We start from the raw sequence: 14,261 nt of genomic DNA, 5'->3' as shown, positions 1-14,261 counted from the left end.
TCTATATTCTATTAGTTATTAAAAAATATATCCATATAAGTTTAAATTGATAAAAAAAGCTCTAATAAAAGAGCTTTTTTTATGCTTCTTCTCCTATTAAAGAGAATCCTTGAGCTTTTGTTATTTTAACCATTACTAATTTACCTATATTGTTTTTATCTCCAACAAAATTTACAAGCTTTCCTGTTCTTGTTCTTCCTGTTAGTTTTTCAGCATCATTTTTACTTTCGCCTTCTACTAATACTTCTACTACTTTGCCATCATACTCTTTGTTTTTCTTAGCAGAGATTTTGTTTACTACTTCAACTAGTCTATTAAATCTATCATGTTTAACATTATCATCCACTTGTTCATCCATTTTATCTGCTGGAGTACCTTTTCTGTTGGAATAAATAAAAGTAAAGGCTGAATCATATTCTACTTCTTCTACTAAGGATAGAGTTTCTAAGAAATCCTGTTCCGTTTCACCAGGGAAGCCAACAATTATATCTGTGCTTAATGCTACATTAGGAATAGCTTCTTTTATTTTTTTTACAAGATTTAAATACTGCTCTCTATCATAATGTCTATTCATTTTCTTTAAAACATTACCAGAACCGGATTGAACTGGTAAATGAATTTGTTCACATAGTTTATCACACTCTTTAACAGCAAGAATTAAATCTTCAGTTAAATCTTTAGGATGAGAAGTCATAAATCTAACTCTTTCTAGCCCATCTATCTTATTTATTCTTCTCAAAAGTTCTGCAAACCTTAATGATGGAGTTAAATCTTTACCATAAGAGTTAACATTTTGACCTAGTAATGTGACTTCTTTATATCCATTTTGAACTAAATTTATAATTTCTTTTTCTATATCTTCAGGTTTTCTGCTTCGTTCTCTTCCTCTAACAAATGGAACTATACAATAAGTACAGAAATTATTACATCCATACATTATAGTAACAAATCCTTTAACATCACTTTTTCTATCAATTGGTAATCCTTCTACTATTCCCTCTTCTTTATTCCATATTTCTATAATAGATTTACCTTCTTGTTTTACTCTATTTAAGTATTCTGGAAACTTATGAGCGTTATGAGTACCAAATAATATATCAACAAAAGGATACTTTTTAACTATGGCTTCAGCCATTCCTTCTTGTTGCATCATACATCCACATACTGCTATTATGAGATTTGGATTTTTTTCTTTAAGCTTTTTTAATGCACCTAAATTTCCATATACTTTAAGTTCAGCATTTTCCCTAACGCAACAAGTATTAAATATAATTATATCAGATTTTTCTCTTTCTTCTGTTCTTTTATATCCTAAATTTTTTAGCATACCAGATAATTTTTCTGAATCCTCTTCATTCATCTGGCAGCCCCAAGTTTCTATATAAAACAAACTTTGATTCATATTCATGTAGTTCACCTCATAAAAATATTTTATTAATTTAACATTCTACATTATACTATATTTTATCTTCTTTATCTATTTTTTATGGAATTTTATATTACAAAAATTTAATCTAATAATAATATATAAAATATTTTTAAACCACTTCTAGCATGTTTTTCATAAAAGGTGGTTCTTTTAATATTTTGTATCGCATATTAAAATTAATTAAAAAGTTAATATATTTTTATTATTTACATATAAATAAACTGTAGTATAATAAATAAAAATAATTATTGTAAATATTTAGAAGGTGGGGGATAATTGATGGATATTTCTAAAAGAATTAAAGATATGAGTTTTTCAGAAATACGTAAACTTATTCCTTTTGCTAATGAAGCTAAAAAAAAGGGAATAAAAGTTTATCATTTAAATATTGGGCAACCAGATGTAAAAACACCTAAAGAATTTTTCGATGCAGTTAATAATTACAAAGGAACTACAATAAAATATGAAAATTCTCAAGGAATGGTGGAGTTAATTCAAAGTTTTATTAAATATTATAAAGGTCTAAACATAACTTTAGATGAAGATGAAGTTTATATAACTAATGGAGCTAGTGAAGGAATTTTATACGCATTAATGACTATATGTGATTTTGGAGATGAAATAATAGTACCAGAACCTTACTATACAAATTATAATAACATTGCAAAGTTAGCAGGAGTAAATATAAGATCTTTTAAAACTTTTAGACAGGATGGATTCCATTTAAGAAGTAAAGAGGAAATAGTAAATAATATTAGTGAAAATACAAAAGCTATACTTGTATCTAATCCAGGCAATCCAACAGGAGTTGTTTATACAAAAGAGGAAGTTAGATTGCTTTCAGATATAGCTAAAGAACACAATTTATATATTCTAGCAGATGAAGTATATAGAGAATTTGTATATGATGGACTTAAGCATACTTCTTTTATGTATATGGAGGATATATTAGATAGAATAATACTGATTGATAGTATATCCAAGAGGTATAGTGCTTGCGGAGCAAGAGTTGGAATGATAGCTAGTAAAAATAAAAATGTTTCAAAAGAATTTTTAAAACTTTGTCAATCTAGATTAAGTGTTTCTAGTTTAGATCAAGTAGGAGCAGCTAATTTAATTAATGTATCTAGAGAATATTTTAAGGAAGTTAATGAAGAATATGAAAATAGAAGAAATATTCTTTATAATGGATTAAGCTCTATAGAAGGAATAGAATGTGAAAAACCTTCAGGGGCATTTTACATTATTGCTAAGCTACCAGTAGAGGATGCTAATGATTTTGCAAAATGGCTTCTTACAGATTTTAATTATGAAAATAAAACTGTAATGATTACTCCAGCATCTGGATTTTATGCAACAAAAGAGCGAGGAAAAGATGAAGTTAGACTATCTTATTGTATTAATAGCGAAGACTTAAAAGAAGCCATAATTATTCTAACTAAAGCTTTACAAAGTTATAAAAACAAAAGTAATTAATTTTAAAATTATATAAAATATAATTAGGATAGACTTCTAATAAAATAAGTCTATCCTATATTTTCAGTTTCATTTCATAACGTTCTTTTACTATTTTAAAACCACATCCTTCATAAAGTGCTAGTGCAACTTTATTTTGCCAGTCTACTTTTATATTTACTTTATCAAATGAGTTATTTTTTACTATATTTATAAGATATTTTATCAAATCTTTTCCATATCCTTTACCTCTATATTCTTTTAGTATCCCTACATTTACTATAGTAGGTAAATTATTTTCTATTATTATTTGACCATAACCTATATATTTATTGTCTTTAATAACTAAAATAGCTCCCGGTTTAAAATAGTAATCTTGACATTGATCAAAGTATATATCAGTTACAGTAAGAGGAACTCTATTATCATTTTTAAATACTTCATTTTGGATTTTGCAGCGTATAGCTTCTTCTTTACCTATTTCTAGGATTTTGAAATTAAGATTATTATTCATTGAATAGCGGAAATTCTCTTTAACATCTAAAGTCATTTTAATTGTTCCATGATTTTTTTTAAATCCCACTGATTCTAAAATATTTATATTATATCCGTTATTTTCACACATGTATGATGCTGTAAAACCTTTCTTTAGAGTGCTTAAAAGAATAGAAATATGTTTATTAATATGTTTTGTATTATTAATACTTAAAGAATTTATAGTATAAAAATTTTTATCATACAAGTTTACCCATAGATAACCAATATATTTGTCATGATACATAAGCAATGCTACGGTTTTTTTAAGAAAAATTCTTTGAAAAAAATTGCTGCTATAGTAAGTAGAAAAAAAATCTTCATTTAACAGATTAAAATTTAAACGAAAATCATTTAAAGCTTTTAATTGATGCATATTTCCTTTATCTAATTTTACACATTTACACATAATTATCCTCGTAAGTATATTTTTATATTTATTAGTATAGAACTTTTGACTTTTTCAGTCAACTAGCTAATCTTCATAGCTATTTACATATTCTATATAATTTTCTAAAAATTTTTGTTCAACTGAATCATATTTTACAAGTTTAGTTAGTTTATGCATATATTTTAACTCGCTCCAGCTTTTATGTTTCAGATATCTTTTTTTTCCCAATTTCCAAAATTTATGGGGAAATGCTATTATAGCAAGCATTGCTTCCAATTCGCTTTTACTAATTTTATTTACTTCACTATAAGCTTCTATGAGTAATTTTGCTTTATCAAAATCCCATTGATAAGCTTTTTTAAACATTAGTCTTCTTATTAATTTTCCTAAGTCATTAATATGAAGATCGATAATTATACTATCTAAATCAATTATATAGTATTCATTACCTTTTTTTATTATATTTTGATAATAAAAACTATCGTGACATATAGTTTTATTTTCATTAGCTTCTTTAGAAAGTTGATAGTAATCAGAGGCATTTAACATTTGTAAGGCAGCCATACCTCTATTGTAAAAGCTTTCTATATAGTTTTCGTATTGCACATCAAATTCATTTTTAATTTTCTTTTTTTCTATTATTTTTTTATATCTTTCTAAATCTGATAAATTATTATTAAATATTTTAGGCCAATTCTTAAGATTATTTTTTACTTTTAATCGGTGAGTATTTATTTTACTTGTAGCTATGTGGAAATTAGCTAGAAGCCTAACACAATTGCAAGCTTCATCAATATCATTTAAGTCACATTCCTCACCATCTATCCATTCAGTTACATAAAAGAATACCTTTTTATGCTTTACAAAAAGGTATGCATCTTTAGTTTTGAAAAATTTAGCAGTATAGTAAAAACCATGTTTTTCTAATTCTTCTACTAGATTATTTCCATTAATAGCTTTAGTTTTAGAACGACGTATTTTTTTTAGGCATATGGGACCTTCGCTTGTATCTATTCTATAAGCACTTCGTATTTTAGTTATACTTTGTACATTGAAATTATAATTACGAAGAAGTTTCATGATTGTATTTCTTTCTTTGTTTGTAAGTTCATCTATATATTGAACTAATTTTCTATCCCCCATAATTTCCCTCCTATTAGTATCTAATAAATTATATTATATATAGGAGAAAATATTACCTAAAAAAATAAAAAAGGTCATCTCGTATTGATGGCCTTTTATATATTTGAAACCTTAACAGATACAGGCTGTTCAAAAATTCCTCGTTTAACTTCTGTAGCTGTCATATTTTTTGCTTTAAATTTTTCAGTTAAGTAATTACAAGCGTCCCACGGATTTACTGTATCTCCACAAGTAAATACATCTACAGCAGCATAGCCAAGTTCTGGCCATGTGTGAATAGTTAGATGAGATTCAGATATTATTACTACTCCGCTTACTCCTTGAGGACTAAATTTGTGGAAGGCAACTTCTCTAACTTCTGCACCAGATTTTAAAGCAGAATCCACCATTGTTCTTTCTATATAATCCTTATCATCTAATATTTCATTGTCGCAACCATATATTTCCGCTAAAATGTGACGTCCTAAAGTTTTCATTCTATATTATTTACCTCCTCCATCAAATAATTAACAAGTAAATTTTATCAAATATACGCAAAAAGTCAATATAGTAACTTGTTTTTTAAGATATTTTACGTAAACTTTTATTTTTTTCGTTTTACTCTTAAATACTGTATTAATTAATGAAGTTTATAAAAAATGCGTGCACTCTATTTTATAATACACGCATTTTAATTAAAATATACTTATTCTAAAACATATTTATTAAATATCATTTACTTCTTTTATACTTAAACCTATTTTTTTATTTTCTTTATCTACTTGTATTATTTTGGCCTTGATCATTTCGCCAATTTTCAAAACCTCATCTGCTTTTTCAACTCTTTTATGACTTAGTTGAGAAATATGAGCTAGACCATCTATTCCTGGTTCTAGTTCTATAAAAGCACCAAAGGAAGCAAATCTAACTACTTTACCTAGTACTATATTACCTATTGGATATTTTATATTTACGCCATTCCAAGGGTCTTCTTGTAGTTTCTTTATAGATAAAGACAATTTTTTATTTTCTTTATTTATATCCATAATATAAACCTTTAATATATCACCTATTTTTAATAGATCAGAAGGATTTGTAATTCTTCCCCAAGACATTTCTGATATATGTAAAAGTCCATCTACGCCATCTATTTCTACAAAGGCTCCAAAATTAGTTAATCTTTTTACTTCACCTTCTACTATCATATCTTTTTCTAATTTACCCCAAGTTTCATTTTCCTGTAATGTTTTCTTTTCCTGTAATATTTCTCGCCTTGAAGCAACTATTCTTGTAGTGTTTTTAGAATCATCAAATTCTATTATGTTAACTTCTAATTCATTACCTAAATATTGATGTAAGTCTTCAACATGATTTAATTCTATATGTGAAGCGGGAATGAATACTCTGATGATATTTTTATATAAGGATATTAATCCTCCATTTACTACATCTTTTATTTTTACATAGATTCTTTTATTATTTATGAAGCAATCTTTTATTTCTTTATAAGCATTTTCTCTATTTAATTCTATAAGAGAAATTACTGGAGGATTCATTTCAGAGCCAAGGCTAATTATTTTAGCCTTAATTCTTTCACCTTTTTTTATTAAACTTGATAAGTCTATATCTTCCTCTTTAGTAACTTCTGTTATAGGAAGTAAAGCGTCTGATTTATAACCTATATTAACAAAACATTCTCTATTATTACTACTAATAGATGTAACTTCACCTTCTACTATTTGTCCTATAGATATGTTCATATCATTTTTATCCATATACTCTAATTGTTCATTTAATTCTAAATTTTTATCTTCATTCATTTTAATAATAGCCTCCTTTATAATCCAATCTGGTGTTGAAGCTCCAGCTGTAACACCTATAATATAATCATTTTTATTTTTAATGTTATCAGGAATTTCATTTGCATTTTCAACATGAATAGTATTTTTACAATTATTTTTACATATTTCATATAACTTAGTTGTATTGGAACTGTTTTTACCTCCAAGAATTATCATAATATCAGCTTTATGTGACAGTTCTTCTGCAGATTTTTGTCTAACTTGAGTAGCGTTACAAATAGTGTTAAAGGCTACAATTTCATTACATTGACTTACTACTTTATTTAAAACTTTCTGCCAATTTTCTTCTTTTTCAGTAGTTTGAGATACTACACAAATTTTTGGGGCGAGTTTATCTAAATCTTCACCATCTTTAGAGATTATAGCAGAGTTATTACACCATCCATTAATTCCAATAACTTCAGGATGATTTTTATCACCTACTATAAGTATTGAATAATTATCAAGGAAGTATTTATGCACTTTTTTTTGAATATTTGAAACATAAGTGCAGGTAGCATCAATAACATTTATTTTTTTTTCATTTAATTTATTTAATATATCTAAAGATACTCCATGAGATCTTATAATTAAAATATCATTCTCTTTTAATTGATCTATATTTTCTAAAGAAATAGAAAATATAGATTTTTGTTTAAGAAATTGAACTACATCGTTATTATGTATTAAAGGACCAAGAGTATATATTTTTTTATTATATTTTTCTTTAGCCTTTACAGCTATATCTACAGCTCTTTTTACTCCATAACAGAATCCAGAGTTTTTAGAGAGAATTATGCTCATATAATCACCTTCAATTAATTATCTAGTTTTTTCTATATAATTAGCAATTTTATCCACAACTTCATAAATTGATAAATTTGAAGTGTCAATTTCCACAGCATCTTTTGCTTTTTTTAAAGGATTTGCTTTCCTTGTAGTATCAATAAAATCTCTTTTTATTATATCTTGCAATACAGTATTATATTCAGTATTTATACCTTTTCTTATTAGTTCCGCATATCTTCTTTTGGCTCTTACCTCCGGAGATGCATTTAAGTAAAACTTAAAAGGTGCTCCTGGCAAAACAATTGTTCCTATATCTCGTCCATCCATAATAACATCATATTTTTTTGACATTTTTTTTTGAAGATGAACTAGTACCTCTCTAACTTTTGGTATTGCAGCATATAATGATACAGTATTACTTATTTCAGGTTTGCGAATTTCTTCACTAACATCTTCTCCATTAACTATTAATTTATCATTTGAAAAATGCATTTCCAAAGAAGTTATCAAACTACATAGTTTATCCTCATTTTCAGGAGAAATATTTTCTCGCCTTGCGAATAAAGTTACTCCCCTATACATTGCACCAGTATCTATGTACATTAAATTAAATTTTTTTCCTAAAATTTTTGCGATAGTACTTTTACCTGCACCAGCAGGACCATCAATTGCTACAGCTATTCTCAATGTCAAACTTCCTTTCTTTTTATATATAATATTTTATATATTCTATAAGAAATAATAAAATCCTTTATTTATATAATAGTTTATTTTTTATCTATCATAACTCCAGCTAAATGTCCGGTAGAAAATGCTATTTGAATATTATATCCACCAGTATAAGCATCCACATCTAATACTTCACCAGCAAAGTATAAGTTGTCAATAATTTTAGATTTCATAGTAGAAGGATCTATTTCTTTTACATTTACTCCACCAGCAGTTATAATTGCTTCATCAATAGGTCTTAATCCTTTAACTTTTAGTTCCAAGTTTTGAAGTAGATATACTAATCTTTTTCTTTCTTCTTTGGTAATGGAATTAACTTTTTTGTTTTCACATATATTTGATAGATTTATAATAATATCTATTAGTTTTTTAGGTAATAAATCTTCTAGAGAGTTTTTAAAATCTTTATTTATATATTTTGCAAAATCTTTTTGAATTCTTTTATTTAATTCTTCTGAAGTTAATGCAGGTTTTAAGTTAATTACTGCTTTAAAGTTTTCATTATTTTTTATGAATCTACTAGCGCTTAATACAATAGGTCCTGAAATCCCAAAATGAGTGAAAATCATTTCTCCAAATTCACTAAACACAACTTTGTTCTTAGAATTTTTTATACTTAATTCTATATTTTTCAAAGATAGTCCTTGCAATTGTTTTACCCATTCTTCCTGTATTTCTAAAGGAACCAACGCTGGTTTCAAATCAACTATAGAATGGCCAAGATTTTGTGCGAATTTATATCCATCTCCTGTAGAACCAGTTTGAGGATAAGAAGCTCCACCAGTAGCTATTATGAAATAATCTCCTTTTATTGTATCATTATTTTTTAGTTTTACAGAAGTAATAATATTATTATTCACCATTACTTCTGCTACTTTATTATTTAATATAATTTTTACTCCTCTATTATGCAGTTCCTTTTCTAAAGCTTTTATTATGTCTGAAGATTTATCTGAGTTTGGGAAAACTCTATCCCCTCTCTCAACTTTAAGTTTAATTCCTAATTTTTCAAAGAACTCTATTACATTTTCATTTGTAAAAGTGTATAAAGAACTATATAGGAACTGAGAATTGCCAGGAATATACTCAAAAAATTCGCTTATATCCTTTTTATTAGTTACGTTGCATCTTCCTTTTCCTGTAATAAATAACTTTTTCCCTAATTTATCATTTTTTTCAATTAGTGTTACATCATGTTTTGTAGAAGCGGATATAGCTGCCATCATACCAGCAGGACCACCACCTATTACTATAACTTTAGACATATTTTTATACCTCCTAAATAAGAAAACGAACCTTATAAAGGTTCGTTGTGTTTATTTTTAATCCACTCTTTTTTCTTTATAAGAGTAAACTTCATAATCTTCCCATATTTTCTCTAGCTTAGAAAACGTAGAAGATATTTTTTCTTTTTCTCTAAGACCTACTGCAATTATTAATGCATTTATTACACTAAGAGGTGCAACAAGTGAATCAACAAAAGAAGCCATATTGCTTTGGGCAATTAAAGTATGATCAGCTCTTGCTGCTAAAGGTGATAATAGGCTATCTGTAATAGCTACTACATTTGCACCTTTACTTTGAGCATAATCTAATGCTTCGATGGTTCTTGCTGCATATCTTGGAAATCCAATTCCTATTACTAAATCTTCATCAGATACATTAAGCATTTGTTCAAATATATCACTTACACCATATCCTATAACCTTTACATTATCCAGTATTAGGTTTAAATAAAAACCTAGAAACTCAGCAATAGCTGTTGAACTTCTAAGGCCAACTATATAAATTCTTTTTGCTGCAAATATGCTATTTACTACATCATCAAAAGTCTTATGATTAATTTTTTCTAAAGTTGCTCTGATATTTTCCATATCACTTTTTAATACACTTTTTAATGCACTTTCTTGGCTTATAAAATCATTTGATAATTCTATTCTTTGAACTGTAGTTAGTTTATTCTTTATTAATTCTTGTAAAGCTTTTTGTAGTTTTGGATAGCCACTAAATCCCAATTCGCTTGCAAATCTAACTACAGTAGATTCGCTTACTCCAACACTAGTTCCTAATTTTGCAGCTGTCATAAATGCAGCTTTATCATAATGTTTTAATATATATTCTGCAATTAATTTTTGGCCTTTACTAAGTCTAGGAAATTTTGTCTGAATAGTGCGCATTAAATCCTGTTTTCTATCTTCCATTTAGATCCAATCCTTTCTCCATATCCCCTTATGTATTGCAATATTTATTTCATTTTACCATCTATTGAACACATTATCAATATTTCTTTCAATTTTTACTATGATTCTTTATATATAGCTAATATGTGCTTGCCATTTTTTTCTGTTAGACCAAATACTATGTCTAGATTACTTAAATTCTTATTTAAAAAATCTACAACTTTATACATATCATTATAATAGTCAAATTCTTTAGTTGCAATTAGTTCTAAATCATTTTTCATAGATTAATCTCCTCCGGATAAATAATATTTTTTTAGGTATAAAATAGAAAAGGTATATATTATACTAAAAAGTATAAAATGAATGAAATAAATAAAATAATTCATTTTTATTTTGAATACATACTACTATAGAGATTTTAAATATTCTATTTCCTCTTTGTTCAAATATCTCCATTCTCCTTTTTTAAGATCATTTAATTTAATTTTTCCAATTGATATTCTTTTTAAACTGATAACAGGATGATTTATTTTATCACACATTTTTCTTATCTGCCTATTTTTACCTTCATGTATTGTAATTGAAACTTTAGAATTACCGTTTTCTATTGATAATATTTGTATTTTAGCTGGTGATGTTATATATCCTCCAATATCAATGCCTTTTTTGAACATTTCTATTTCATCTTTTGAAGGAATTCCTTTTATTATTGCCATATATATTTTATCCTTTTCTTCTCTAGGATGAATTATTTTATTATAAATATCTCCATCATTTGTTAATAATATTAAACCAGAACTATCATAATCTAATCTTCCTATAGGATAAATTCTTTCTTTTACTTTCACAAGATGGAGTAAAGTCTTCCTCCCATGTTCATCTTTAACTGTTGATACATATCCTTCAGGCTTATTTAAAGCTATATATACTTTATTACTTTCTTCTTTTATTATTTTATCATATACTTTTACAATATCTTTCTTTGGATCTATTTTAAAGCCAAGTTCTTCTATCAACTTATCATTAACTTTTACATTACCAGCAAGTATTATTTCTTCACATTTCCTTCTAGAAGCTACACCACACTTTGCCATATATTTTTGTAATCTTTCTTCCATATAAATTAAGCACTCCTTTTATAACCTATAGTTAAATATAACTTTATCCTAAAGTTACGTCCATTATCATCATTATTATAAAACCAATTAGTAATCCATAGGTGGCTATTCTTTCAAAACCATGTTCATGAGTTTCAGGTATAATTTCGTCACTTATAACAAATAACATAGCTCCGCCGGCTAAAGCTAGAACAAAAGGCAATATAGGTTTAGCTATTTGTACTAAGGATGCACCAATTATACCACCAATAGGTTCTACAAGGCCAGTAAATAATGCAATAAGAAAGGATTTTTTTGAGGTATAATTTTCTCTAATTAAAGCAAGTGCAACAGCTAAGCCTTCTGGCATATTTTGGAGTCCTATTCCTAGTGCTAAAGATATACCATCAGATAGATTTCCACTACCAAATCCTACACCTACAGCTAAACCTTCAGGAAAGTTATGAATAGTTATAGCTATTATAAAAAGCCATACTTTAGTCAAAGAAGATGAGGGCCCTTCTTTTCTATCTCCTAATATTAAATGTTCATGTGGTGCATATTTATCAATTAAATCTAACATTATACCACCACTAATAATACCTAATGAAGTAATTAAAACTCCTTTAATTCCTCCACCCCCATATTCAATAGATGGAATAATTAAGCTAAAGCATGTAGCGGCAAGCATTACTCCAGCAGCAAAGCCTAACATAGCATCTAAATATTTATGAGAAACATTTTTGGTAAAAAATATTGGGATAGCTCCTATTGCTGTAGCTAATCCTGCTATTAAACTACCTAAAACACCAACTAAAATTGTACTCATAGATAACCCCCCTTATCTAGTTTTTAGTTTTCCCCATATATAATCCCTAATTTAATTTTATTATTTACAATTAAGTTATTTAGTATCCTGTCTCCAATTTCATTATTTAATATAATTATTAATACTCCTTTGTATAATCTAATTATAATATAGGTTTCTTGTACATCATAGTGAAATAGTGAAAAATTTAAATAAAAAGAGCATATAATGGGAATAACCACTATATGCTTTTATACTTATTGAGGTAAGAGTATAAATCTTAATACAAATAATATTGCAAGAATATATATTATTGGATGAACTTCTTTATGTTTACCAGTAGCTAGTTTCATAATAGGATAGAATATTATCCCTGAAGCTATACCATTAGCAATACTGTAACTAAAAGGCATAATGGTTATAGTGAAAAATGCAGGAACAGCTTCTGTAAAATCATCAAAGTTAATTTCTTTAACGGAACTCATCATAAGTGCTCCTATTATAATAAGAGCTGGAGCTGTTGCTTCAGCTGGAACTATTCCAACTAAGTCACCTAAAAATAAAGCCAAAACAAACAATATACCAACTACTACAGATGTAAGACCAGTTCTTCCCCCTTCTGCTATTCCAGCAGTAGATTCAATATATGTAGCTGTAGTTGTAGTGCCAAATAATGAACTTATTGTTGTAGCTAAAGCATCAGATAAAAGAGCTTTTTTCATATTTTTAATTTTTCCATTAGGTAATATCATGTCAGCTTTTTGAGCAGTACCAACAAGTGTTCCAATAGTATCAAAAAGATCTACAAGGCTAAATGTAAGTACTACCATGAATATACTTGTTAAAGCTCCTATAAGGCCTGTCCCGTTATGAGATAAAAGACCTTTAAAATCAAAAGCTAAAAATGTTGGTGAAAAACTTGAAGGAATACTTATAAATTTTAATCCATTTATATTAGTTATACCCATTGGAATACCTATCAGTGTAGTTATTATTATAGATAAAAGCATAGCTCCTCTAACATTCCTAGCCATAAAAATAGCCATAGTAACTATTCCTATTAACGTTAAAACAGTATGTGGATTTGTAAAACTTCCAAAACTTATTAATGTGGAAGGATTGGCAACAATAATACTTCCACTTTTTAGACCTATTAAAGAAACAAATAAGCCAATACCACCTGTTATAGCAACTTTTAGATTGTGAGGAAGAGCATCAACTATTTTTTCTCTTATTGATGTTACAGTAATAAGAATAAATAATAATCCAGATATAAATACTGCAGCTAAGCCTTGCTGCCATGTATAGCCTAGAGTTAAACAAACACTATAAGTAAAAAATGCTGTTAGCCCAATACCAGGAGCTACTGCAAAAGGTAAGTTTGCATATAATCCCATAATAATTGTTCCAATAGCTGATGTTAAACACATTCCAACAAAAGCAGATGCTACGATTGGGTCATTTAAACTAGACAAATTAGAAGCAGCATCACCTTTTAATCCTTGTAAATTCATACCAGAAAATTTTAAAATATTAGGAATTACAAGTAGTGCATAGGCCATAGTAATAAAAGTAGTAAAACCGGCTAAAATCTCTCTTTTAGTATTGGTACGATTTTCAGAGAGTTTGAAAAATGAATTTAAAAATGATTGTCTTTTTTCTGATGAATGAAAATTATTCATTTTTTCCTCCTTAGTAATTAATTTTTTATAAAAAAAAACTGTTAAGGATACGTAAAGAGTAAATCCGTTAACAGAATTTTAAATAGACAATTGTACTATATTGAATCAGATTACCCATAGTGAGAAATTTAAGGCTTCTCGTAGAAACTTCTGAACCTTATTATCAGAAATATATGGATGAGAAATTTAAATATTAAATTA

13 protein-coding genes and 1 riboswitch are annotated in these 14,261 nt (G+C 27.2%); of the genes, 1 reads left to right on the top strand and 12 read right to left on the bottom strand.

Going from position 1 to position 14,261, the window contains the following annotated elements:
* Positions 1-79 precede the first annotated feature (79 nt).
* On the bottom strand, positions 80-1,408 hold the full coding sequence (miaB, locus tag J2Z24_RS09050) for a tRNA (N6-isopentenyl adenosine(37)-C2)-methylthiotransferase MiaB (RefSeq protein WP_111947507.1): 1,329 nt from the start codon (positions 1,406-1,408) through the stop codon (positions 80-82).
* 300 nt (positions 1,409-1,708) lie between these two features.
* Between miaB and J2Z24_RS09045 the strand changes: the two genes are divergently transcribed.
* On the top strand, positions 1,709-2,905 hold the full coding sequence (locus J2Z24_RS09045) for a pyridoxal phosphate-dependent aminotransferase (protein ID WP_035146804.1): 1,197 nt from the start codon (positions 1,709-1,711) through the stop codon (positions 2,903-2,905).
* Between the two features lie 55 nt (positions 2,906-2,960).
* On the opposite strand, the gene J2Z24_RS09040 is transcribed toward J2Z24_RS09045, so the two are convergent.
* From J2Z24_RS09040 to J2Z24_RS08990, 11 genes are all read right to left on the bottom strand, one after another.
* Positions 2,961-3,827, bottom strand: coding sequence for a GNAT family N-acetyltransferase (locus J2Z24_RS09040; RefSeq protein WP_035146801.1), 867 nt, complete (start codon positions 3,825-3,827; stop codon positions 2,961-2,963).
* A 66-nt stretch (positions 3,828-3,893) separates the two neighbouring features.
* Positions 3,894-4,952, bottom strand: a complete 1,059-nt coding sequence (locus J2Z24_RS09035) for a CotS family spore coat protein (RefSeq protein ID WP_035146798.1) — start codon at positions 4,950-4,952, stop codon at positions 3,894-3,896.
* A 95-nt stretch (positions 4,953-5,047) separates the two neighbouring features.
* The gene (speD, locus tag J2Z24_RS09030; RefSeq protein WP_035146795.1) at positions 5,048-5,428 is read right to left on the bottom strand and encodes an adenosylmethionine decarboxylase; all 381 of its coding nucleotides are present in this window, start codon (positions 5,426-5,428) and stop codon (positions 5,048-5,050) included.
* A gap of 228 nt (positions 5,429-5,656) precedes the next feature.
* Positions 5,657-7,576: a bifunctional 4-hydroxy-3-methylbut-2-enyl diphosphate reductase/30S ribosomal protein S1 gene (locus J2Z24_RS09025; protein WP_035146793.1), complete on the bottom strand. Its 1,920-nt coding sequence runs from the start codon at positions 7,574-7,576 to the stop codon at positions 5,657-5,659.
* 18 nt (positions 7,577-7,594) lie between these two features.
* A complete protein-coding gene (cmk, locus tag J2Z24_RS09020; RefSeq protein ID WP_035146791.1) occupies positions 7,595-8,248 on the bottom strand; it encodes a (d)CMP kinase in 654 nt (217 codons plus the stop codon).
* 80 nt (positions 8,249-8,328) lie between these two features.
* Positions 8,329-9,555, bottom strand: a complete 1,227-nt coding sequence (locus tag J2Z24_RS09015; RefSeq protein ID WP_035146790.1) for a BaiN/RdsA family NAD(P)/FAD-dependent oxidoreductase — start codon at positions 9,553-9,555, stop codon at positions 8,329-8,331.
* Positions 9,556-9,612: 57 nt separating this feature from the next.
* Positions 9,613-10,491, bottom strand: a complete 879-nt coding sequence (locus tag J2Z24_RS09010) for a MurR/RpiR family transcriptional regulator (RefSeq protein WP_035146787.1) — start codon at positions 10,489-10,491, stop codon at positions 9,613-9,615.
* Between the two features lie 98 nt (positions 10,492-10,589).
* Positions 10,590-10,754 carry a DUF4264 family protein gene (locus tag J2Z24_RS09005; protein ID WP_085059024.1) on the bottom strand — a complete coding sequence of 55 codons (165 nt, stop codon included), beginning with the start codon at positions 10,752-10,754 and terminating at the stop codon, positions 10,590-10,592.
* A 126-nt stretch (positions 10,755-10,880) separates the two neighbouring features.
* Positions 10,881-11,591 carry a pseudouridine synthase gene (locus tag J2Z24_RS09000; protein WP_035146784.1) on the bottom strand — a complete coding sequence of 237 codons (711 nt, stop codon included), beginning with the start codon at positions 11,589-11,591 and terminating at the stop codon, positions 10,881-10,883.
* 43 nt (positions 11,592-11,634) lie between these two features.
* Complete coding sequence (locus J2Z24_RS08995; protein WP_035146780.1) at positions 11,635-12,399, bottom strand: ZIP family metal transporter; 765 nt, start codon at positions 12,397-12,399, stop codon at positions 11,635-11,637.
* A 236-nt stretch (positions 12,400-12,635) separates the two neighbouring features.
* Positions 12,636-14,060, bottom strand: coding sequence for an NCS2 family permease (locus tag J2Z24_RS08990; RefSeq protein WP_035146777.1), 1,425 nt, complete (start codon positions 14,058-14,060; stop codon positions 12,636-12,638).
* 97 nt (positions 14,061-14,157) lie between these two features.
* Positions 14,158-14,257: riboswitch (purine riboswitch) on the bottom strand.
* Between the last annotated feature and the right edge of the window lie 4 nt (positions 14,258-14,261).

This window comes from Clostridium tetanomorphum, from assembly GCF_017873215.1.
Classification (GTDB): domain Bacteria; phylum Bacillota; class Clostridia; order Clostridiales; family Clostridiaceae; genus Clostridium_AO; species Clostridium_AO tetanomorphum.
The sequence above is the reverse complement of the archived record's forward strand: the minus strand, read 5'-3'. Positions and strand labels throughout refer to the sequence as shown.